The organism is Senegalimassilia sp., assembly GCF_977052095.1.
Map to the genome: position 1 here is coordinate 1 of NZ_CDRSTZ010000029.1, position 23265 is coordinate 23265.

The window sequence follows — 23265 nt, forward strand, 5'->3', positions numbered from 1 at the left end:
ACCCCACCAAGCCCGTCGGCGCGTTCATGACCGAGGAGGAGGCAAAGGCCAAGGCCGCCGAGACCGGCTGGACGTTCAAGGAGGACGCCGGCCGCGGCTGGCGCCAGGTGGTGGCCTCCCCGAAGCCCGAGCGCATCGTCGAGTTCGACGCCGTCAAGGACCTCATGGACGCCGGCTACATCGTGGTGTCCACCGGCGGCGGCGGGGTGCCGGTGTTCGAGACCGAGGACGGCTACGAGGGCGTGCCCGCCGTCATCGACAAGGACCGCAGCTCGGCCAAGCTGGCCGCCGACTTCGGCGCCGACATGCTGGTGATCCTCACCGCCGTCGAGAAGGTGTGCATCAACTTCAACAAGCCCGACCAGCAGGAGCTTTCCTCCATGACGGTCGCCGAGGCCCGCAAGTACATCGAGGAGGGCCAGTTCGCCCCCGGCTCGATGCTCCCCAAGGTCGAGGCCTGCATCGAGTACGTCGAGGCATACCCCCAGGGCAAGGCGCTCATCACCTCGCTCGAGTGCGCCGCCGCCGGCCTGGAGGGCAAGACGGGCACCGTCATCACCGCGTAAGCCGACCACCCTGCCAGGACCCTTCCCGGCTGGCGCCTTGGCGCCGGCGCCGCGCGCATTCGCCGTCGCGTGGGCTCCTTCGCCTTTGCCAAGCTGCCCGCCATTGCCGCTTTCATTTTGTTGGCGGACCTGGCCCTTTCCGATAGCGCGCGCCGCATGCCAAGATGCGGCGCGCAACCTGGGAAGCTTCGCGATGCGGGCAATGTCATGCTCCCTGCCTGCGCTGTAGTCCCTTGTCCACGTGCCCTTTAGCTTCTACGCGTGTGCAGGTGCAGATGAGGGGGCGTGGCCTTGCCCGCAGGACGCGACTCGAATAACCGCGCTTTCTTGGGCGCGCCTGCGGGCTTTCGATCATGCTCCGGGATTCTACCGCTCCCGGGCTCGCGTCGTGGCGGTCGGCGGCATCCCCTCTATTTGTGCCGCCGGCTGCGCGGGGCTTGTGGCTTTCGCGCACGATAACTCCGACATACCCTGCGACGGATTTTCGCCACCGTCGCGCTTTCCAACTGCAGGCAAAGGCTCCGTCGGCAACGCGATGGGGCCTTTGCCATTTTGCGCAAAACCGGGTTGGCCTTTGCGGTGGTCAGATACGCTGCGATGCGTATTCTGCGCCGATTACCTACGGAAAACGGAATGTAAAGCTAGTTTTCGGGAATTACCGAAAGCCGCACCGGTATAATTTCCCTAAGGGGACAATCGGATTTTGCGTATGGAGTGTGGCATATGGCAGAAGATATGCGGAGGAAGCAAAACGACCTAATTCTTAAGATTTATACGACTCCCATGGAAGACTTGCTGGTGAGTTGTTGCGAAGGTCTGCGCGAGATCATTCCGTTCGATCACTCGTACACGGCGCTGAACGACCAGTCGGATCGGTATAAGGCTGCGTTCAATTATCGAAGCATGGACACGGATGAGGAAATCACCGCGCTCTATGCGAATTACTACCACACCATCGATTATCTTTCGTGGTTCTACAACCAAGGAATTCCCGTCACCGTTCGCGCAACGGACCTGGTCAGCTTGGACGTGATTGAGCATTCGCGCATCCATCAGGAATGGGAAAGCCGTATGGGCATTTCCTACACGGCAACGGCGTGCATCGCGGCCGATGACATTTTGTTCGGCACCATTTCGCTTATGCGCTCCAAGGAGCACGGCAATTTCACCGATGAAGAAATGCGCGTATTCGACGACGTCAACACGCATCTTTGCAGCCGTTTCAGAATCGTGTACCCCAATGGCGTGAATCGCTTCATGATGGATTGCGATACTGACCCCATTGTTGCCGCGTATTCGCTTTCGCCGCGCGAGTGGGAGGTATCGTGCTTGCTTATGAAAGGCGTGTCGCGCGCCGACATTGCCGATGAGCTAAGCATTAGCAAGAACACGCTTAAGCGCCACATCGCAAACATCTACCACAAGATGGGCGTGTCGAATGAGATGCAATTCTTCGCCGCGCTCAATCGCGTCGGAAACAGCCGGGGGGGGGGGGGCTGCCTCAAAGAAGGACGAGCCCTGAGAGGCATTAGAGCCGCGGCCTAAGTGGGACAAGGGGGACGGTCCCTTTGTCCCAATTTTCGTTACGAAACCGTAAGCTGCCCTTTGGCTCGTCCGTTTTCTGGCGAAGAGGGAGCGGTTGTTGCGCGCTGGCAGGGTGCGTCTGCCCGCTTTACGCTCGCTGCAGGGCTTCCACTACGGCGCGTTCGGTGTCCATGCTGAAGCCGTCTACCGTGAGTTGGCGGCGGCCGGTGGTGCCGTCGACGCTGCCGTTTTCCACGATGAAGCGGTAGAAGCTGCTGATGCGGTCGAACGCCGGCAGCAGCACGCGCTCGGCTTGCTGGGCCATGGCGGCCACGATACCGTACGCGCCCCAGTTCGACACCGTGGCCACCACCAGGTTGTCAACGGTTACCACGCACGGCTCCAGCGCCAGCCGCCGTGCGATGGCGTGCGCCACGTTGCCCATGCCGATTTCGTTGCCGCCGTCGCCCACGCCCACGGTGGGGATGCCGCGCCGCGCCGCCTGCACCACCAGCTCGTCGATGGGCGACGTGGCGTCCGAGATGTCCTTCCCGCGCATGTTGCAGTACAGCCCGTGGAAATTGCGGCCGCACCGCTCGATGGACACGATGCCCACCGGCGCCAGGGCGTCGAGCAGCGCCTCCATGGAAAACATGCTGTCATCAGGTGAAACAATGTGCGTGGCGAACCCCTGCGCCTCGAAATACGCGCACAGCGCCGGCTCGGACACCACCACCGGCGCGAACCCCAGCCGCCGCAGCGCCTGCGCCATGACGAACGTGCCCGTGGGCCCGTCGGTTTCCGGCGCGCCGCCCACATCGAAGCCCGTCAGCAGCGCCACCGTGCCCAGTGGCCACGACAGGATCTCCTGCGCCGCGCGCGAGCAGTACCCCGCGGGCAGCTCGCCGGTCAACTTCGTCATGCCGCGCGCCGAGTGCCGCAGCACGATTCCCTCGATCGATTCCATAGTGAACCTAGCCCCTACAGCGCCGTGGCCTCGGCGAACTCGCGGTTCACTTCCGCGCGCAGCGACTCGGCAACCTCGGGCGACCCGCCGCCGCACGGATTGCCCTCGAACTCTTCGGCGAACAGGCACAGGTTCGACGAGCTGGTCACGATGATCTCCTGCGCGCCGCGCAGCGTGTCAAGGTCGTACGGCTCCTCGTGCACGGGGATGCCCAGCTTGTTCGCGGCTTTGATCAGGTGCTTTCGCGCGATGCCGGGCAAAATCAGGTTGTCGGTGGGTGCGGTCCACAGCTCGTCGTTCAGGATGATGGACACGTTGCTGTGCGCGCATTCCGTCACGCGATTGCCCATCTCGGCGCGGTAAAACACCGTTTCCTGCACGCCTTCGCGCTTTGCCGCTTGCGAGCTCATAACGGCGGGCAGCAGGTTCAGCGTCTTGATGTTGCAGTGGAAAAAGCGCGTGTCGGGCTCGCTGCGCAGCTTGATGCGTTGCGTGCCGTCGGGCATAACCTGCGGCGTGATGGTGACCCACAGGTTGCCCGGGCCCTCAACGTAGTCGTGCTTGCGCGGCGCGGTTCCGCGGGTGCACTGGTAGTACACGAAGTGCTCGGGCGCGTCCACCTTCTTTACCAGGTCGTTGAGCAGGTCGCGCAGCTCGTCGCGCGAGAGGGGAATCTGGATGTCCGTCAGGCGCGCGCTGTTGAAGAAGCGGTCGAGGTGCTCTTCCATGGCGAAGATCTTGAAGTTGCGGGCCGGGCCGGCGTCGTACACGCCGTCGCCGAAGAAACAGACGCGGTCGTTCATGGGGACGACCATGTCTTCGATGGGGCCGAACTTGCCGTTGTAGTAGCCGAGGTTTTCCATGGCTGGATGCGCTTCCTTTCAGGCCCGCCGGGCAGCGGGGTTAAGGTTGATTGAATGGGGGGGCAGCTGGCGAATTGGGCGGCTTGCGAACTGGGGAAGCAGCTGGCGAAAACGGCAACCGCACAGCGAAGGCGCGTCGGGCGTGCTCGCTTGCGCTCAGTGCAGGGCGTGTCCGCTTGCATTCAACGCGAAGGTTACGGTTTCGCCTCAGAAAGCGGGACAAAGGGACAGTCCCTTTGTCCCGCTCGCGGCTTGCGTGCCGTTTGCGATGCGCTACTTCTCGTCGTACTGGGGAATCTCGGTTTTGTCGACTTCCTCAAGGTTGTTGTCGAAGACGTAGTGCTTCGTTTCGCGGGCGATGATGGCGGACAGGCCTAGCACCGCGATGCAGTTCGGGATGGCCATCAGGGCGTTCATCACGTCGGCGAAGTTCCACACCACGGAGCTGAGGTTCGAAACGGTGGCGCTGTTCGCCGCGTCGCCAACCATCATGCAGCCCCAGAACACGAACAGCAAAAACACGATGTAGTACGGCATGACGGCCTTCTTGCCCAGCAGGTAGCTGATGGCGCGGTTGCCGTACTGGCTCCAGCCCAGGATGGTTGAGTACGTGAACGTGATCAGGCCAACCAGCAGCACCAACGGGCCGAACACGGGGATCTTCTCGAACGCGGCGGTCGCAAGGCCGGCGCCCGAGGAGATGGTGCCGTTGGCAATGGCGGTGGAAAGCTCGGGGTTGGCAAGCAGCGTGGTCATGAGCATTAGGCCCGTGATCAGGCACACCACCACGGTGTCCCAGAACGTGCCGGTCATGGAAACCAGCGCCTGACGTGCGGGGTTCTTCGTGGTGGCCGAGGAAGCAACCAGCGGAGCGGAGCCCATGCCGGACTCATTGGAGAAGATGCCGCGCTTGAAGCCGAATTGCAGGGCCAGCGTAACGGTGGAGCCCACCGCGCCGCCGGCGGCGCCGGCCGGGGTGAACGCGCCTACGATGATTTGGCGAATGGCTTCGCCCAGGTACTGGCCGTTCATGCCGATGATTACCAGGCAGCACACCACGTAGAAGATGGCCATGACGGGCACCAGCTTCTCGCACACCTTCGAGATGGACTTGATGCCGCCCAGAATGACGATGGCAACCAGCACCACAACCACGGCGCCCACCAGCCACTGCGGGATGGCCTTGCCGTCGATAAGCGACGTGTTGTACAGCGCGTCGGCCAGGGAATTCGACTGCGTGGAGGCGCCGATGCCGAACGCGGCCAGCGACGCGAACAGGGCGAACAGAATGGCCAGGATGCGGCCGGCCTTCTTGTTCTTGAAGCCGCGCTCAAGGGCGTACATGGCGCCGCCAAGCATCTTGCCCGAGTGGTCCTTCACGCGGTACTTCACGCCAATGAACACCTCGGAGTACTTCGTGGCGATGCCCAGGATGCCGGTGATCCACATCCAGAAGATGGCGCCCGGACCGCCGAACAGAAGGCCCGTGCCCACGCCCACGATGTTGCCCGTGCCGATGGTGGCGGCAAGGGCGGTGGTCAGCGCGCCGAACTGCGTGATGTCGCCGTCGGCGTTGGACGGGTCGTCCTTCGTGACGGACAGCTTGATGCCGGTGCCGATCTTCCTCTGGATGAACCCGGTGCGGATGGTCATGAAAATGTGCGTGCCAAGCAGCAGCAGAATCATGATCGGGCCCCACACGAACCCGTCGACGGCGTCGATAACGTCAAGCGGGCTGGTGGCGCTTGCGATACCTTCGGCCAATCCGGTGAATGGCGTGATGAAGAACGACGTCAGGAAATCCTCCATTGCCTTCCCCTTTCCGGTCTGGGAGGGCACATGCGCTCGGGAGAGTGAGGGGCATCTCCCCAGCGCATGCGCGCTCCGTGCGAATGTGACAAGGCAAACGCTACCGGCGGCGTTTTTCGAATGCGTTTCCATTAGGGGAAATGGAGTGTTACGGCGTCAATACTCGGTTAATGGGTGCTACTCCGCGTCTCTGAGTGCGTGCTACCAGGCACGTTGCAGGGCAGCTCGGCAATGTCAAGCGACACGGCGCCGCCGTTGGGCGTGACCTCGCTGGACGCGGGGCCGAGGCGTCTTGCGGGGCGCGTCGGCGATCGACGACGGGTCGACGGCGTTTTTCGCAATCCGGTCCATTATACGTGGGGGTCGCGTTTTGGGCGCAAACCGCAAGATAAAGGGGCAATTCGGTCATTAATGCCGCCGGCGGTCGATTTCGCCGGTGGCCTTGCGAGATTGGCGCGCTTGCAGGCCTTGCGGTGCCGTTCCGATCTCGGTGGCCCGCTATCTCCCGGTTTTGACTTTTCGCTTGCGGCCTCTTCGCTAACAAGTTTTCTAGGACTTTGTCCGCCTGCTGCTTACTCGCATTGCGTTTGTTGCGTCTGCGCTTGCCTTGCCGATACGCCCGCGTACAGGGGCCTCTCTCGCCGCCTGTGTGGGCTGGGCATTTGTTGCCGGATTGTCACTTTGTATATTTCGGCATTCATTATGCAAAAACTATCAAAAATCGTTTTGATTCAAGGTCGGCCTATAATGCGAGTTCAAAGCCTATGAAAAGCGTGTTTAACCTGCGTGTACGCTTTATGAAGGAGTTGCAAGATATGTTGAGGCGTGTAAAATTCTCAACTGTCCGACAGTGGATATATTGCAAAACTGAAATGACTATCTTCGCCAAATTGACTGTCTCGTAGTTTGCAAGGGTCCGCGAAAAGCGGAGCGGGTTGCCAAGAGCCCGTAACCTGTCGGGATTCCTTTCGAAAGCCGGAGCCTTCCTCTCCGGCTTCTTTTTTTGCCTTGATGCCCTCCGGTCGGGTTGTTCGGCGCGCTATACTGAGCGCATCTTGCTTCTTGCAACCGAGGAAGGCGGTTTCCATGGAAGACTTCGAATTCGTTTCCCCGACGCATTTCGTGTTCGGGCGCAATGTGGAAAGCAAGGTCGGCGGCATGCTGGCCGAGCGCGGCGCGCACAAGGTGCTGCTGCACTACGGCGGGCAAAGCGCCATCAAGTCGGGGCTGATCGACCGCGTGTGCGCGTCGCTTGAACAGGCCGGCATCGAATACGTGCAGCTGGGCGGCGTGCGCCCGAATCCCGAGATCGGCTTGGTGCGCGAGGGCGTGGCACTGTGCAAGGAAAACGGCGTCGACTGGGTGCTGGCCGTCGGCGGCGGCTCGGTGGTGGATTCGGCGAAGGCCATCGCGAACGGCGCTTGCATCGAAGAGGACGTGTGGGAGCTCATCACGAAGAAGTGGCAGAACGAAAACGTGCTGCCCATCGCTGTGGTGCTGACCATCCCCGCTGCCGGTAGCGAGGCTTCGAAGAACACCGTCATTAGCAACGATGAGCTGGGCATGAAGACGGGTTACGCCAGCAACTACCAGCGCCCGAAGCTGGCGTTCATGAACCCGGAGCTGACGTTCACGCTGCCGCCGTTCCAAACGGCTGCCGGCATCACCGACATGTACTGCCACCTGCTGGAGCGCTTCTTCGACGACGTGGGGCCGGTGCCCATCACCGACGGCATGAACCTGTCCGTTATGCGCACCATCCGCGCCGAGGCGCCGCGCGTGCTGGCCGAGCCGGACAATTACGACGCGCGTGCGAACATCATGTGGGCCGGTATGCTGTGCCATCAGGGACTTTTGGGCATGGGGCGCCACGAGGACTGGGCGACCCACGGCCTTGAGCACGAGCTGTCCGCCTACGATACCACCGTCACGCACGGCGCGGGCCTGGCGTGTCTGTTCCCCGCGTGGATGGAGTACGTGTATGACGCGAATCCGGCGCGCTTCGCGCAGTACGGCCACGAGGTGTTCGGCCTGGCGTCGACGGGCGACGTGGAATCCGACGCGCTGTCGGCCATCGACGAGACGCGTATGTTCTTCGCCAGCCTGGGTATGCCCACCAGCCTTTCCGAGCTGGGGCTTGACGAGGACAACATCGAAGACGCCATCGACGAGATGATTCCCACGCTGCGCGAGAACAAGGGCGAACCGTTCGGCAGCTTCAAGAAACTAACCATGGAAGACGCCGCCGAGATTTATCGCCTGGCTTTGTAGGGTTTCGCCGGCCTGCCGGCCGGCGAATTTACTCGACGCTGCGGGCCGCTGTGGCACCCGGCCTTCGCGCGTTCCCGAAGGCTTGCGTACCGAAGTACGCGGCGCCTTCGCGAACCCACGAATTCCGGGCACCACAGCGGCCCTCGCTGACTTTGGTGGACCTGGGATGTTTTGGGACAAAGGGACAGTCCCCTTGTCCCATTCTCATCACAAGGGGATGGGTCATTTGTCAGGCGGATGGTCTTGTGGGGTTGAACCCGTAGGGTCGAGCGAAAGCCCGATCCTTATAAAAAAGCGCGAAGCGCGCCACCATATTTCCTGGTCGCGGGTGCGATGGGAAGAAGGTGACGCGCTTCGCGCTATCTAATGGGGCCCGAGCTTCCGCCCGGGCCCACGATGGGGGTGGGATTCGGCGCGGTGAACCAGAGGCCCGGCTGCGGCGAGCGCCCTGCTACACGAAGCAGCCGGCAATCACGACGATTGCAGTGGTGAGCAGGCCCGATACAGCGATGCTGACGCCGGACATGGCGCCTTCCAGCTCGCCTATCTCAAGCGCTTTCGTGGTGCCTACCGCGTGCGAGCACGTGCCGATGGCCACGCCTTTCGCAATGCGGTTGTTCACGCGGAAAATCTTCGACATCAACGGCGCGAAAATAGCGCCTAGAATGCCGGTGATGATAACGGCCGCCACGGTGATGGACGTGATGCCGCCAAGTTCCTGCGACACCGCGATGGCAATGGGCGTGGTGACGGACTTCGGGATGAACGACACCGCCATCTCGTCGCCAAGGCCCAGAAGCTCGCACAGCGTGTAGGCACTGACCATCGATACGATGGAGCCGACCAGGCAGCCGCAGAAAATCGGCACGAAATGCTGCTTGAGAATCTGGCGCTGGCGATATACCGAATAGGCGAGCGCCACGGTGGCCGGCCCCAGCAAAAACGAAATCAGCTGCACGCTGGACTCGTAGGAATCCAGCGGGATGTGGAAGATGCACAAAAACGCGATGATGAACGCCACGGTGACCAGCAGCGGGTTGAGCAGGGGCGAGCTCACCTTCTTATACAGCGCCACGGCAAGCTTGAACACAATGAACGAGATGACGGTGCCGACCGCAAGGGTCGCGATAAGGCTGAGCATGGGTTACGCCTCCTTGCCGGGCACGGGCGCGATGATGCTGCCCGATGCGGGCGTGTGCGGGTGAGTGTGGGTGTGGGCGTGCGGGTACGCGTGGTGTTTCGGCTGCTCTTCGGCGTGTTTGCGGCTGGCGTCGGCGGTCGCATCGCCGTCAGCGGCGCTGTCGTCCGAGCCCTTCGGCCCCACGGCAGGCGCAAGCGCGGTATCCTTGCCCAGCTTCGCCATGATCCACGACACGAGCAGCACGGTGTAGGACGTGGCCAAAAACACGATGACGGTGGTGGCGATGCACACGAACGCGAACTTCGCCGCAGAATTCTGCAGCATGGAGAAGCAGCCCATGATAGCCACGCCGGCGGGAATGAAGAACACGGACATGTTGTCGATAAGGTAGTCGCAGGCGTCGCTGATGTACTTCGTTTTCAGGATGTGCGTTCCCAGCAGAACCAGCAGCAGCACCATGCCCAAAATGTTGCCGGGCAGTGCGATGGGCAGCACGGATGCGATGGCGCAACCGGCGGCGTATACGCCCATGATCAGGCATAACTGCGCAAGCAGCAGCAGGCCGTGCTTAATGGAGCGTTGCATGCGCTCCTTGGGCGTGTCAGCGCCGACGAACATCTCGTCGCGCGTCTCCTTGAGGTCGGACTTGATGGAAGCGACGAAAATCTTCGTGTGCGCCCACATTTTGCGCGCACAATTCTTGACACCGCTTGCGGTGTCGCTATTCGGTTTCATGATGCGTGGAACATCCCCTTGCTTAAGGTGCGGACAGATAACGTTTTGTTCGGGCATTCATACTAGCCCGGTGCGACGAATCAGGAGCAAATTGCTGGGGAATCCACGCGACCGGCACAACGTCTGCGATGAAAAGCCACAAACGTTCCGGAAACGTTACTTATTGCATAAGGCCAGATGAAAGGCTCGCAGTAGCAATTAAGGAAGGGTGAACGGTGGGGGAGCGGGGCGCGGGGTGACGCGAAACGGGGATGACGAATGGCCCGCAGGCGAAAGAGGCCTCGCTGTGGGGCGAGACCTCTTTCGCTACGTTAGCGCGCCTTGATTGCGAGGGCTGCGGCCGCTGCAACCAACAGGGCGACGGTGGCAATCAGCCCCACGGTGGGCGCCTTGTACCCAACCACCATGACGCCGGCGCCGAACAGGGCCATGCCTGCGCACAGCGCGGCAAGCCATTTCGCGTACAGCCGCGCGCCCATCATGCCACGTCCTTCTCGCTCAGGCGCCCGCGGAACACGCGGTACGCGATGACGTGGTACGCAAGTACCAGCGGCACGCCTACGCACGCGATGCCCGTCATCCAGGCCAGCGCCGTGTCGGACGAGGCCGCACTTGCCAGCGTGATGGTTGCGCCCACGCTGCCGGGCGCGGCAACCACCAGGTTGGGGAACAGCGAGACCGCGGCAAGTCCCACCAGGCACACGGCTGCCGCCGACTGCAAGATGAACGCGGGCAGGTCGGCGCCCTTGCGGCCGGCCACCAGCGATGCGACAACGCACGCCGCGAACGCAACGGCGAACACCACGCCTGCTGCGAACATGCCGGGCGCGAACGCGGGCAAAACCGTCGTGAACGCAAGCACGCTGGCAACGGCGAACAGCACTAGGGCCGCAATCTGCAGCGGCGCGCGCAGCTTCTCGGCGCGCGCATGCACGGCGCTTTCGCGCTGCGTTTTCAGCGCTGCCCACGCCGCGCCCGCGCTCAGGCACATTGCCAGGCCAAGCAAGCCCGTGACCAGCGTGAACGGCGAAAGCAATCCCAGCAGCGGCACGCCGGCGTAGTCGCCGTTTTCCGCCATGGGGATGCCGGCGATCACGTTGCCCAGCGCCACGCCCAGAAGCAGCGCCGGCAAAAACGACCCCACGGTGAAGCACGCGTCCCACACGCGGCCCCACTGCTTGTCGTGCGCGCGGAACTCAAGCGAAACCGCGCGTACGATCAGGCCGAATAGCACCAGCATCACGGCCAGGTAGAACCCCGAGAACGTGGTGGCGTACGCAGCGGGGAACGCGGCGAACAGCGCGCCGCCGGCGGTGAGCAGCCACACCTCGTTGCCGTCCCACACAGGGCCGATGCTGCGGCGCACCAGCGCCCGCTCGCTCTCGGTTTTCGCCAGCGCGCGATACAGCACGCCAATGCCCAGGTCGAACCCGTCAAGCACGAAGTATCCGGCAATCAGCACGAAGATCAGGAAGAACCACAGTACGGCCAGTGCGCTCATTGTTACTCACCTTCCTTGGCGGCGTTGGTTTCGGAATCGGCCACAGGACCGCGCTTGATGAAGTACGAGATCACGCGCGCCCAGCCAACGAACAGGAACACGTACACGGCAATGAACAGGGCCAACGTGGTCAGCAACTCGGGTGCCGAAACCGACTGCGAAATGGCGTTCTGCGTCAGCAGGGCCACGCCGTCGGGGCCGGACGTCGACGGGTACACCACCCACGGCTGACGGCCAACTTCGGCGGTGATCCAGCCCACTTGGATGGCAATGAGCGGGAACAGCGGCGCCACTACCAGCAGTTTCTGCAGCCAGCGCATGGTGCGGATGCGCCCGCCGCGCAGCGTGAACACCAGCGCAAGGATAACGGTAAGCATGATGAGCCCGTACATGGCCACCATCAGGTGGTACGACTGGAACACCAGGTTCACGGGCATGTCGGCCACGTCAACGTCGGCGTACTTGTCGGTTTGCGCCAGCGAATTCAGGCCCTGGTATTCGGTGTCCCACGTGCCCGTTGCCAGGAAGCTGGTGCCGCCCGGAATGGCGAACGGGGTGATGACCTGCTGATTCTCCTCATCGACCCAGCCGAATGCGTACAGCGGCGGCACTTCGTCGCCGTACATGCCCTCCATCATGGCCAGCTTCGTGGGCTGTTCCTGCGACACCTCCACGGCCGAGGAATGCGCGGTCACGATCATGGCGCACGAGGCTACCATGCCCACCGCGGCACCGATCTTCACGGTTTTCATGGCGAAATCGGTGTGCTTGCCCTTCAGCAGGTACCACGCGCCCACACACATCGAGGCGAACGCGCCCATGATCAGCAGCGCAACCACTACGTGCGTATAGCGGGGCAGCGTGGACGGGTTGAACGCGGCGGCCAGAAAATCGGTGATGATGGCCTTCGAGCCGTCCGCGGCCAGCTCGGCGCCGGCGGGCGTTTGCATCCACGAGTTCGCGATGATGATCCACAGCGCGCTTAGGCACGACCCGGCCCACACCAGCCACGCGGACACGGTGTAGAACAGGCTGGAAACTTTGTTGCGCCCGAACAGTAGGATGCCCAGGAACACCGATTCCAGGAAGAACGCGAACAGGGCTTCGGCGGCAAGCGGCGCGCCGAAGATGTCGCCGACGAAACGCGAGTAGTCGGCCCAGTTCGTACCGAACGAGAACTCCATGGTGATGCCGGTGGCCACGCCAATGGCGAACGTGGTGGTGAAGATGCGCACCCAGAAGCGCATGGCGTTGCCGTCCTGCTCGCTGCGGCTGCGGTGGTATTTCGTGGCGAATATGGCCATGATCAGTCCCAACCCGATCGACAGCGGTACGAATAAGAAGTGGTATGCCACGGTCAGCGCGAATTGAATGCGCGAGAGTAGCACGACATCCGAGAACACGTCCATTTCAAATCCCCTCTCTGTTTTGAAATGCTACTAATCTAGCCACATATTACAGCGCGAGGATACAAAAGGGAATATTTATTAGAAATTTGTTTCATTAATTTGTTTAGGGGTGCTCGGGCACTCGCTACGCTTCGCCCATCACCCCGAGGCTCGTTTTGGACAAGATTTCGAACTTTCCGAATCTAATATACGTCCGAACGGATTCGGAAAGTTCGAAATCTTGCCAATCGCGCGCAAATCGAAGCGAAATAGGCTCGGAAAGTTCGAAATCCTGTCCAAAAGTTGCGAGCGAATGGTTTCAGGTTCGGAAAGTTCAATAATGTGCCCCGTCTCTTCGCGGTTGGCGATGGGGCGGGGCATTAATGGGCGGATGAGGCCGCCCGTGCTTGCGCTTACTGCGGTGGGTTAGTTGTCGCCGACGATGCCGTTCATGATGGCGGACACGACGCTGATGACAATGGCGGCAACGAACGCGCTGCCAAAGCTAGCGATGACGAACCCGATATGGAACATCTCGTTACTCAGCCATGCGGCCAGGTATAGCATGATGGTGTTCACCACCAGGTAAAAGATGCCGAACGTCAGGCACGTGATGGGCAGGCTGAGCAGTTGCAACAAGGGCTTGATGCTCATGTCGATAAGGGCAAGCGCCAGGCTGATTATGGCGATGGCCACCCAGCTTTCGGTGGCGCCGATCACAGCGATGCCCGGTACCAGCCATACGGCCGCGGCAACGGCAACGGCGGTAACAAGCCAACGTGCAATGAAGTTCATGACGAATCCTTTCGGCTTTGGCGGCGCGTGGGTGTTGTTCGCAAGTGTATCACTCGACGTGAAATTCGCGTTGAGAAGCAAGATGGCTGTAAGGTTTGACGCTATTCGCGTTCTTTCTGCAGCTTCACCAGGGCGTTTGCTAGGTCGCCGACCTTGAAGGGCTTGCCTACGTGCGCGTTCATGCCGGCGTCGAGCGCCTTTTTCACGTCATCGGCGTAGGCGTTGGCTGTCAGCGCGATGATGGGCGTGGTTTGCGCATCGGGGCGCGGCAGCGCGCGGATGGCGCGTGTGGCATCGTAGCCGTCCATCACGGGCATCATGGCGTCCATCAACACGGCATCGTAGCGGTCCGGCTCGCTGTTGGCGAACGCCTCGACGGCTTCCTGCCCGTTTTCGGCCTCGTCAAGCTGCGCGCCACGTTCGGTCAAAAGCTCGGTGAGAATGATGCGGTTGATCTGGTTGTCCTCCGCTACCAGATAGCGACGGCCCTCGAACACCTCCGCAAACGAAAGTCGCTTGCCCTCGGGCTTGTTGTTGGTGGCGTCCGCATCGTCGCGCGCATCGCCTGCGCTTCCCGGCTCGCCCGCAACGGCCTCATTCTTGTTGCGTTTGCCGCCTTCGCTGGCTTCCTGCAGCACGCCATCATGCTGGCAGGGCTTGCTGCCGCTGTCGCTTTCGACGTCATTATTCAAGCCGTTGAACAGCGCATTTGCATGCGAACCGCCCTCGTCGTCCGCTGCCGGCGCACACGCTTCACCGTCGGGTACCCCAAGCTTGAACTTCAGTTGTACCGTGAAAGTTGTACCTCTGCCCTCGGCGCTGGCCACATCGATGGTGCCACCCATGGCGTCCACCAGCGCTTTCGTGATGGTCATGCCCAGTCCGGTGCCCTGGATGCCCTGCATCTTCTGACCGTCGGCGCGCTCGAACGGCGTGAACACGTGCTCCACGAATTCCGGCGACATGCCCATGCCATTGTCGCGCACGATGAAGCTCAGCCGCGCGAAGTTCGGGCTTGTCTGCGCAAGCTCTTCCACGTGCAGCGCAATCATGCCGCCATCGGGCGTGTACTTCACCGCGTTTGACAGCAGGTTCAGCAGAATTTGCCGCACGCGCAGCTGGTCGGCGGCGAACCGGCGATGCCGCACGTTCACGGCATCGAGCGTGAGGAGCTGCTCTTTCGCCGTGGTTTGCGGGCGCATGATGGCGTCGACGTCGCGCAGCAGGTCGTCAAGGTTGCAGCATTCTTCTTGCAGCTCGATGGCGCCGCTCTCGATTTTCGACATGTCCAGCACATCGTTGATAAGGCTGAGCAGATGTTGCGACGACGCCTGGATGGTTGCCAGGCATTCGTCGGTCTTTTCCCAGTTCCCGGCGTTGTCGCGCGCAATTTGCGTCATGCCCATGATGGCGTTGATGGGCGTGCGGATGTCGTGCGACATCTTCGCCAAAAACGTGCTTTTCGCCTGGTTCGACTGCTTCGCGATCACCAGCGCCTGCTGCAGCCGTTCGCGGCTTTCCGTCTCTTTCGTGCGGTCGAACAGCACGTACACCAGCTTCTCCGTTTCGCCCACCGTGGCGCGGAACAGCGTCTCGTGGTACCACCGCAGCTCGCCGGTTTGCTGATGGCGGCGCGTGCTGTTGCCCTCGCGGTGGTCGTTGCTGGCCAGGTCGCCGACGCCGCGCGCAAGCAGACTTTCCGACCCCGGCTCCAGCGAGCGGTCGATGCTGCGCACGTTGGCGAAGATGTCGGCGGCGGAAATGCCCAGGATGCGGTCGGTGTTCGGGCTGACGTAGTCCACGCTCGCGCCGTTGGGGCTGAACATGATGAAGATGTTGTCGGTGCTGCCCGACAGCGCGCTGAACAGCTGCTCGCGGTATTTCACCTCGTTGACTTGCTGGTCAAGCGCGCGCCGGCCGTGCTGCCACAGCATTATGACCACCAGTGCGCCCACTACGAACAGCACCACCGACACGGTAATGATGGTGGTCAGCTGCACTTCCGATATGCTGGCGTTCACCACACCGCTGGGCACCACGCCCACCATGATCCAGTCCTCGAACCCCACGGGCATGTAGGTGAGATAGTAGTGGTCCGTGACGGTGGAGAACTGCGTGATTCCGCTTTGACCTGCAAGGATGTTGTCGCGCACCGAGGCTAGGCTTGCGTCGCCGTCGAACGAGGCGATCTTGTCGAACCAGTCAAGCAGGTTTGCCGACTGCGAATACTGGTCGGTTGCAGAGAACAGCAGGTTGCCCGCCGGCGTGATGACGAAGCAGCTGGACTGCCCGTCGAACGCATTCACGTCAAGCGTTGCCTCCATGTCGTGGTTGTTGTAGCTAATGGCTATGGCCGTGTACGCGAATCCGTCAAACGACGCCGGCGCAACGGGCGTGGCGAACACGGTAAGGCCGTTTCCGCTGGTGGGAACGGTGTCGGCCACGATGCTGTTACCGGCGTTCAGCTGGTCAAGCTGCTGGCCGAGGCTTAGCGTGCCGCGCTCGCCGCCGGGCGTGACGTACTCCCCGCTGCCGTTAAGGAAGTAGAAGTTGGTGAAGCCCCACTTGTCCTGCTCGCTGCTGATAAACGCGCGGGTTTCGTCGGCCGCTTCGCCATCGACGGCGCCGTCGGGCGAGTGCTTCGCCGTGTCTTCGAAGAACATGTTCCAGGTGGTCAGGTGATTCCAGTTGTCGGATACCAGCATGGAGAACGTGTTGTTGACCTGGGTGTATATTTCTTTCAGGTGGTCGGCGCTTTCTTCGTAGACCTTTTCTTGGATGAAGTGCGCGTAGAGCGAGCACACGCAGATAAGCGTTACAACAACGATGCCGATTGCGGCAGCGAGGGATCGACGTTTCATGAGACCTCGTTTCGCTAGAAGCGCGGGCGTGCCGCGCGGGGGAGTGCAGGTTTGGCGGAGCGCGGGCGCTCGGTCGCGCGTTAGGGCGAGGTGCGTGCTGCAAGCAGTCGCCTTACGCGCCATAATACGCGCGCGTGTGCGGCCTGCGCGCGGCGGCTGCAAACGTGTGCCAAATCGTGCCGAACCCGTTGCCAGGTCGTTACACGAAACGCGCGAATTCGCGGCTGAAACACGCTTGCAGAACCAAAAATCGCTCATGTATGTGATTTGCTGCGGAACCGTCGAGTAAGGACTCTTGCTGCTAGCGTGTGACCTGGGAAAACGATGCGGTGTAATGGGGCGATAGAGCGCGAGGTGCGATTAAATCACATACATGAGCGATTTTTTGCGCCGAAGGCGCTCGTGGAATCTGGCTTGAGGTTGGTTTTGGGTGGGTTCAGGCGCATTGTGCGTGCGTATACTAATTAGTTACGATTTATGCAAGTTCACGAGGGGTGTTCATGAAGGAAAACGGCGGCAAGCGCACGCGCGGCCATGGCAACAAAGGCGCTGGCGGGAACGTACGCGGAGGTCGCGCCGCAAATGGCGGCAATTCGGCACGCGCTCAGCGGCAGCGGGGCGCAAACGCGCCGCGAGCCAATCGAGGTGAACGGCCGCAGTCACAGCTCCAAGCTGGCGGTGGCTTGCCGGCGTGCTCGGTGGCGCGGCAGTGCGGCGCGTGCCAGCATGTCAACGAGCCCTATCAGCGCCAGCTTGCCGCGAAAAATCAGCGCGTGGCGAAGCTGTTTTCCCAGGTGGCAGGCCCGGAAGCGCTGCGCCCCATTCTGGGCATGGACAACCCGTACTGCTATCGCAACAAAGTGATGTCGCCGTTCGCGCCCGGTCGCCCGCAAAAGGCGCCGAAGCAGCAGCGCGGCCAGCGCGGCGGCAAGCGCCCCAGCCGCCCGTCGGTCCCGCAGCGCGACATCCTGTGCGGCATGTACGCGGCCGGCACGCACCGCATCATTGACACTTCGGAGTGTCTCATCGAGAACGCCCAGGCCAAGCAGGTTATTCGCGCGGTGCGCAGCATCATGCTGAAGTTCGGCATCGAACCCTACGATGAGGACCGCGGCACCGGCTTCATGCGCCATGCGGTGGTGCGCGTCGGCCACACGTCGGGCGAGGTGCTGGTCACGCTGGTCACGAACGCCCGCGAATTCCCCGGCGCGAAAGGCTTCTGCCGCGAACTGGTGCGCCGCTGCCCGTTCATCACCACAGTGGTGCAGAACATCAACGAGCGCCAAACGAATGTGGTGCTTGGCCAGCGCGAGCAGGTGCTTTACGGCCCCGGCTTCATTCTGGACGAGCTGTGCGGTCTGAGTTTCCGCATTTCGTCGCAGTCGTTTTACCAGGTCAACAGCGTGCAGACCGAGGTGCTGTACCGCCAAGCCATCAAGCTGGCGAACTTCACGGGCGCCGAGCACGCTATCGACGCGTACTGCGGCACGGGCACCATCGGGCTGGTGGCGGCGTCGATGGGCGCGGCCCAGGTCACGGGCGTGGACTGCGTGGAGTCGTCCATTCGAGATGCGCGACAGAACGCGCGCCACAACGGCGTGGACAACGCGCAGTTCGTGGTGGGCGACGCCGGCGCGTTCATGCGCGACATGGCCGCGGAAGCAGCAGCGGCAGGTCGCGCGGGCGTCGATGAAAACAGCCGCCCGCTTGTGCTGCTGATGGACCCGCCGCGCGCCGGTTCAAGCGAGGAATTCCTGCGCGCCGCGGTGCAGCTGGCGCCGTCGCGCATCGTCTACATCTCGTGCAACCCGGAAACGCAAGTCCGTGACCTGGCGTTTCTTCGCCAGTTCGGCTTCGAGGTGCACACGGTGCAGCCCGTGGACATGTTCCCGCACACCGACCACATCGAAACCATCGCGCTCATCGAGCGCGCGTAACGCCGTCTTCGGCAACGCGTATATAAATAGGTAAGGAACATGACGGAAGAGCAGAAAGCGGGCGCGGCGCGCGAAGCTGCCATGGGGCAATCGGGCGCAGCGCCAAAACAGCCTCTTGGCAACGAAACGCCGGGAGAGCGAAGCGCGGATTTCGCGGCAACCTCGACAGGCTGCTGCGAGGGAGCGGGTCGGTCGGCGGCCTCGTCGTCGGCTTGGCAGTCGGTGCACTCGGAGGGCGCCGCGCATGCGGCTTCGGGCCAACATGCCAAGGACGTGACGGCCGCGGCGCGGGAGACCATCGCGCGGCGCGGCTTGGCGAACGCAGATTCGCCGGTGCTGCTGATGGTGTCGGGAGGCTCGGACTCAACGGCGCTGGCGTACATCGCGCGCCAGCTGGCCGACGAAGGCGTTATCGGGTCCGTGGCCATGCTGCACGTGAACCACTGCCTGCGCCCGGGCGCGGCCGATCAGGACGAGGCGTTCGTGACTCAGCTGGCCGAGCTGCTGGCAATTCCCCTGTTCAGCTGCAAAATCGACATCGCTGGCGAAGCGCAGCGCGAAGGCGGCAACGTCGAGGCCGTTGCGCGCCGCGAGCGCTACCTGGCGGCCAACGAGGCGCTTGCCAGCCTGTGCCGCCACGCGGCGGCGCCCTTGTCGGCGGGCCGCATCTTCACGGCGCACACGGCCGACGACCGCGTGGAGAACTTCTACATGCGCTCCATGGTGGGCACGGGTCCGGGCGGTTTTCGTGCCATGAAGTACGCCAACGGCCCCGTTACGCGCCCGCTGCTTGACGTTGGCCGCGAAGATTTGCGCGTCTACCTGCGCAAACGTGAACGCGACGGCCTGTCGTGCGCCTGCGATGCCGAAGGCAACCTGTGGCGCGAGGACGCCACGAACGCACACACCGACCGTTTCCGCGCCTACGTGCGCCACGAGGTGATTCCGCACGTCAAGCAGCGCAGCCCGCAGCTGCTCGACGTGCTTGGCCGCACCATGAACCTTATTGCCGACGAGGACGACATGCTGGAGAACATGGCGTCCGAACTGGTAAAACGCCACATGACGTGGACCGAAGCGCTGCCGGAGCGTCCGCCGGCCTACGAGGAAGGCGGCGTGCTTGCCCCCGCGTTCGGCAGCCAACCCGCGCCGCTGCAGCGGCGCGCCGTCGTGCAGGTGCTGCAGGCCATGCTCGGCCCCAACGCGCGCGTGGAGACGGCCTCGGTCGACGCGGTGCTGGCGGCGTGGGAGCGCCCCGGCACGCGGGAAGCAAAACCCCGCGGCGGCTACGTCGCGAACATCCAGGGTAACCTGGCAATCAGCGCAAACAAGCACGGCGTGCGCCTTGAGCCCATGGCCGTGTTCCGAGCAAGGAGGAAGAAATGACAGAGCAGCAAACGCAGCAAACCGCGGCTGACCAGGCAGAACAGAATGCGCAACCCGCATCTGAGCATGTGGACGTCATCTTGGCATCGGGCAGCCCGCGTCGCAAGCAGCTGCTCGAGCGCGAAGGCGTCGAGTTCACCATCCGCGTGTCCGAGGTCGACGAATCGCTTGAGCCCGACCTTGAAGCCAATCCGCCCGAGGCCGTGAAGAAGCTGGCGGAGCGCAAGGCCGGCGCCGTGGTGCAGGAAGTGCTCGGCGAGGGCTACGTGGGCATGGCGGCCATCATCGGCGCCGACACCATGGTGGTGTGCGATGGCGAAATCTTCGGCAAGCCCACCAGCCTGTCTGACGCCAAGCGCATGCTGCGCCGCCTGCAGGGCAACACGCACGAGGTGCTCACGGCCGTGTCGGTGTGGCTGGTTTCCGCGCCGAACGCCGAGGACGTGTCGCTGGGATTCCGCACGTTCGTGGACCGTGCCGCTGTCACGTTTCATCCGCAAACCGACGATGAGCTGGCCGAATACCTGAAGCTGGGCGAATCGTTCGACAAGGCGGGCGCCTACGCGGCGCAAGGCGAGGGCGCGCGGCTCATCAAGCACGTGGAAGGCGACTTGGACACCGTCATCGGCCTACCCGTCACGCGCCTGCTCAACGAATTCCCCGACTTGAAGTAGCGCCGGGCCCTCCTGTGCGGGCGGCAGCGATTTTGTGACGTTACGGTATTGTCATCTGGGGGTGTGTGCCGAATGGTAAACTTACCCTCGTTCATAAATGCGCGGATTCGCGCCCAAGGCAAATGCATCGAAGAGGTAATCATCGTGCACGAAGACATCGATCGCATCCTGTTCACCGAGGATGAAATCAAGCAGCGCGTCGCCGAAATCGGCGCCGGCATCACCGAGGACTACAAAGATGACCCCGACGGCATCATCCTGATTTCCGTGCTGCGCGGTGCGGCCATCTTCATGGCCGACCTGGCGCGCCAGATTCAGCTGCCGTGCGAAATGGACTACATGGCCGTTTCCTCCTACGGCAATGGCGTGAAAAGCTCGGGCGTCGTCCGTATCCTGAAGGACCTGTCGTCCCAGATCGAAGGCCGAAACGTCGTCATTGCCGAAGACGTTTTGGACTCGGGCCTGACGCTTACGTACCTGCTAAAAACGCTGCGCGCCCGCAACCCGAAGTCCATCGAGGTCGCCACGCTGCTGCGTAAGAAAACCCGCGCGCAGGCGAAAATCGATTGCGCGTACGTCGGCTTCGAGTGCCCCGACGAGTTCATCGTCGGCTACGGCCTGGACTACGCGGAACGCTACCGCAACCTGCCGTACATCGGCGTTCTGAAGCCCGAGCTCTACAAATAAGAAAGTAAGGCCTATGCCGCAAAACAACAAACCGCAAATCCAGCAGCCCAATCCTCGGACAACCATCATCTCGGTTGTCCTTTTCCTGCTTGTCGCGTTCTTCGTCGGCCAGCAGTTCATGAGCATGTCGCAAGCGTCGCAGGGCACCACCGACAAGCTGGTGGCGTCCGAGTTCATGCAGGCTGTTGACCAGAATCGCGTGACCGAGGTCACGTACAGCGCTGGCGATTACACCATCAACGGCACGTATTACCCGGCCATTACCGCAGGTAGCTCTGCCGCCGACGCGTTCAACAGCGCCATCGACGCCATGAACGCCGGCATGGCCACGCTGAAGGACCCAACCACGGGCAAGGCGCTGACCGGCCTGGGCACCACCGACGTGGACCAGCAAACGCTGGGCACGCCGCACAAGTTCACGTGCACGTGGGCCGGCAGCTCGCTGTCCGACCTGATGGCTCAGCACCCCGAAATCAAGTACGAGGTGCAAACGCCCAGCCCGTGGGGCGACATCCTCGCGTCGCTTCTGCCCATCATCCTTATCGGCGCCATGCTGTTCTTCCTGTTCAACCAAATGTCGAAGGCGAACAACTCGCAGATGAACTTCGGCAAGGCCAAGGCGAAGCAGAACATCGAGGAGCGCCCTGACGTGCACTTCTCCGACGTTGCCGGCGTCGACGAGGCCGTCGAGGAAATGCAGGAGATCAAGGACTTCCTGGCCAACCCCGCGAAGTACCAGTCCATGGGCGCGAAGATCCCGCGCGGCTGCCTTCTGGTGGGCCCTCCGGGCACCGGCAAAACGCTGTTGGCGCGCGCCGTGGCCGGCGAGGCGGGCGTGCCGTTCTTCAGCATTTCCGGCTCCGACTTCGTGGAGATGTTCGTGGGCGTGGGCGCATCGCGCGTGCGCGACCTATTCAAGCAGGCGAAGGAAGCCAGCCCGTCCATCATCTTCATCGACGAGATCGACGCCGTCGGTCGCCAGCGTGGCACCGGCCTGGGCGGCGGTCACGACGAACGCGAGCAAACGCTCAACCAGCTGCTGGTGGAGATGGATGGCTTCGAGGCGAACGATTCCGTGGTGCTGATTGCCGCCACGAACCGCGCCGACGTGCTTGACCCGGCCCTGCTGCGCCCCGGCCGCTTCGACCGCCAGATCGTGGTGGACGCGCCCGACGTGAAGGGCCGCGAGCGCATCCTGAACGTGCACGCGAAGAACAAGCCGCTTGGCAGCGACGTCGACCTGGCGAATGTGGCGAAGCTGACCCCGGGCTTTTCCGGTGCTGACCTGGCCAACCTGCTGAACGAGGCCGCGCTTCTGACGGCGCGTCGCAACAAGAAGATTATCACGCAGCAGGAAGTCAGCGAGTCCATGGAGCGCGTTATCGCCGGTCCGGAGCGCAAGGGCCGCGTGATGGACGACCAGACGAAGCACACCATCGCGTACCACGAAAGCGGTCACGCTCTGGTGGGCCACCTGCTGCCGAAGGCCGATCCGGTGCATAAGATCAGCATCATCAGCCGCGGCCGCGCGCTGGGCTACACGCTGTCCATCCCGAAGGAAGACAAGGTCCTCAACACGGTGGGCGAGATGCGCGACGAGCTGGCCGTGTTCATGGGCGGCCGCGTTGCCGAGGAGATTTTTTGCGATGACGTGACCACCGGCGCCAGCAACGACCTGGAGCGCGCCACGAAGATGGCCCGCGCCATGGTTACGCAGTACGGCATGTCGGCCGAGCTGGGCACGCAGGTGTTCGGCCAGCCGAACCATGAGGTGTTCCTGGGCCGCGACATGGGCAACACGCAGGATTACTCCGAGGAAACCGCGCGTCGCATCGACGACGAGGTTGCGCGCATCATGAAGGAGGCGCACGACCGCGCCTACGAGATTCTCAGCGCACATCGCGAGCAGATGGACCTCATGGCCAGCGTGCTGCTTGAGCGCGAAACCGTGGAAGGCGAAGCGTGCCAGGCGTTGCTGAACAATACGTGGAACGACTACTTGCAGCGCGAAGGCGACATCATTGCCGCCAAGGAGGCCGAAGAGGCCGCCGCGCGTGCTCGCGATGAGCAGCTTGCCGACCCGAACTGGAACGGCCAGCAGCCTGCGCCTGCCGCGCAGGTGCCGCAGCAGCCTGCGCCCGGAGCGCCGCAACCGCCGTT

Annotated in this window: 18 protein-coding genes; 8 read left to right on the forward strand and 10 right to left on the reverse strand. The window is 62.6% G+C overall.

Going from position 1 to position 23265, the window contains the following annotated elements; genetic code table 11:
* Nucleotides 1–566: amino acid kinase family protein (locus ACWI6D_RS06325; RefSeq protein ID WP_449134073.1), on the forward strand; the 566-nt coding region annotated here is incomplete at its 5' end.
* Nucleotides 567–1289: 723 nt separating this feature from the next.
* Nucleotides 1290–2111, forward strand: coding sequence for a helix-turn-helix transcriptional regulator (locus ACWI6D_RS06330; RefSeq protein ID WP_449134074.1), 822 nt, complete (start codon nt 1290–1292; stop codon nt 2109–2111).
* Nucleotides 2112–2238: 127 nt separating this feature from the next.
* Here ACWI6D_RS06330 and ACWI6D_RS06335 read toward each other — a convergent pair whose 3' ends face one another.
* The 3 genes from ACWI6D_RS06335 to ACWI6D_RS06345 form a co-directional block, all read right to left on the reverse strand.
* Nucleotides 2239–3057, reverse strand: a complete 819-nt coding sequence (locus tag ACWI6D_RS06335) for a glutamate cyclase domain-containing protein (RefSeq protein ID WP_449134075.1) — start codon at nt 3055–3057, stop codon at nt 2239–2241.
* Nucleotides 3058–3071: 14 nt separating this feature from the next.
* Nucleotides 3072–3920, reverse strand: a complete 849-nt coding sequence (locus tag ACWI6D_RS06340) for an aminotransferase class IV (protein WP_449134076.1) — start codon at nt 3918–3920, stop codon at nt 3072–3074.
* 273 nt (nt 3921–4193) lie between these two features.
* Nucleotides 4194–5729, reverse strand: coding sequence for an alanine/glycine:cation symporter family protein (locus ACWI6D_RS06345; RefSeq protein WP_288285113.1), 1536 nt, complete (start codon nt 5727–5729; stop codon nt 4194–4196).
* A gap of 1086 nt (nt 5730–6815) precedes the next feature.
* Between ACWI6D_RS06345 and ACWI6D_RS06350 the strand changes: the two genes are divergently transcribed.
* Entirely contained in the window at nt 6816–8000 is a 1185-nt protein-coding gene (locus ACWI6D_RS06350; protein ID WP_449134077.1) for an iron-containing alcohol dehydrogenase, read from the forward strand.
* A gap of 451 nt (nt 8001–8451) precedes the next feature.
* On the opposite strand, the gene ACWI6D_RS06355 is transcribed toward ACWI6D_RS06350, so the two are convergent.
* The 7 genes from ACWI6D_RS06355 to ACWI6D_RS06385 all read right to left on the reverse strand — a co-directional run bounded on the left by ACWI6D_RS06355 (nt 8452) and on the right by ACWI6D_RS06385 (nt 16421).
* Nucleotides 8452–9141 carry an LrgB family protein gene (locus tag ACWI6D_RS06355; RefSeq protein ID WP_449134078.1) on the reverse strand — a complete coding sequence of 230 codons (690 nt, stop codon included), beginning with the start codon at nt 9139–9141 and terminating at the stop codon, nt 8452–8454.
* Nucleotides 9142–9144: 3 nt separating this feature from the next.
* The gene (locus tag ACWI6D_RS06360) at nt 9145–9876 is read right to left on the reverse strand and encodes a CidA/LrgA family protein (RefSeq protein ID WP_449134079.1); all 732 of its coding nucleotides are present in this window, start codon (nt 9874–9876) and stop codon (nt 9145–9147) included.
* Between the two features lie 311 nt (nt 9877–10187).
* Nucleotides 10188–10358, reverse strand: a complete 171-nt coding sequence (locus ACWI6D_RS06365; RefSeq protein WP_449134080.1) for a hypothetical protein — start codon at nt 10356–10358, stop codon at nt 10188–10190.
* Nucleotides 10355–11377, reverse strand: coding sequence for a cytochrome d ubiquinol oxidase subunit II (gene cydB, locus ACWI6D_RS06370; RefSeq protein ID WP_449134081.1), 1023 nt, complete (start codon nt 11375–11377; stop codon nt 10355–10357). Before cydB ends, ACWI6D_RS06365 begins: the two co-directional genes overlap by 4 nt.
* Nucleotides 11378–11379: 2 nt before the next feature.
* Complete coding sequence (locus ACWI6D_RS06375; protein WP_449134082.1) at nt 11380–12786, reverse strand: cytochrome ubiquinol oxidase subunit I; 1407 nt, start codon at nt 12784–12786, stop codon at nt 11380–11382.
* Nucleotides 12787–13191: 405 nt separating this feature from the next.
* Nucleotides 13192–13560: a phage holin family protein gene (locus ACWI6D_RS06380; RefSeq protein WP_449134083.1), complete on the reverse strand. Its 369-nt coding sequence runs from the start codon at nt 13558–13560 to the stop codon at nt 13192–13194.
* 101 nt (nt 13561–13661) lie between these two features.
* On the reverse strand, nt 13662–16421 hold the full coding sequence (locus tag ACWI6D_RS06385) for an ATP-binding protein (RefSeq protein ID WP_449134084.1): 2760 nt from the start codon (nt 16419–16421) through the stop codon (nt 13662–13664).
* Nucleotides 16422–16921: 500 nt separating this feature from the next.
* Here ACWI6D_RS06385 and rlmD point away from each other — a divergent pair, with 500 nt between their 5' ends.
* The 5 genes from rlmD to ftsH form a co-directional block, all read left to right on the forward strand.
* Entirely contained in the window at nt 16922–18358 is a 1437-nt protein-coding gene (gene rlmD / locus ACWI6D_RS06390; protein WP_449134085.1) for a 23S rRNA (uracil(1939)-C(5))-methyltransferase RlmD, read from the forward strand.
* Nucleotides 18359–18397: 39 nt separating this feature from the next.
* Nucleotides 18398–19744 carry a tRNA lysidine(34) synthetase TilS gene (gene tilS, locus ACWI6D_RS06395; protein WP_449134086.1) on the forward strand — a complete coding sequence of 449 codons (1347 nt, stop codon included), beginning with the start codon at nt 18398–18400 and terminating at the stop codon, nt 19742–19744.
* Entirely contained in the window at nt 19741–20418 is a 678-nt protein-coding gene (locus ACWI6D_RS06400; RefSeq protein ID WP_288285101.1) for a Maf family protein, read from the forward strand. The genes tilS and ACWI6D_RS06400 overlap by 4 nt, the downstream gene beginning before the upstream one ends.
* A gap of 144 nt (nt 20419–20562) precedes the next feature.
* Complete coding sequence (gene hpt, locus ACWI6D_RS06405; protein WP_302937901.1) at nt 20563–21105, forward strand: hypoxanthine phosphoribosyltransferase; 543 nt, start codon at nt 20563–20565, stop codon at nt 21103–21105.
* Nucleotides 21106–21118: 13 nt separating this feature from the next.
* Nucleotides 21119–23265 (forward strand): ATP-dependent zinc metalloprotease FtsH (ftsH, locus tag ACWI6D_RS06410; protein ID WP_449134087.1); only part of this gene is annotated, 2147 nt, incomplete at its 3' end.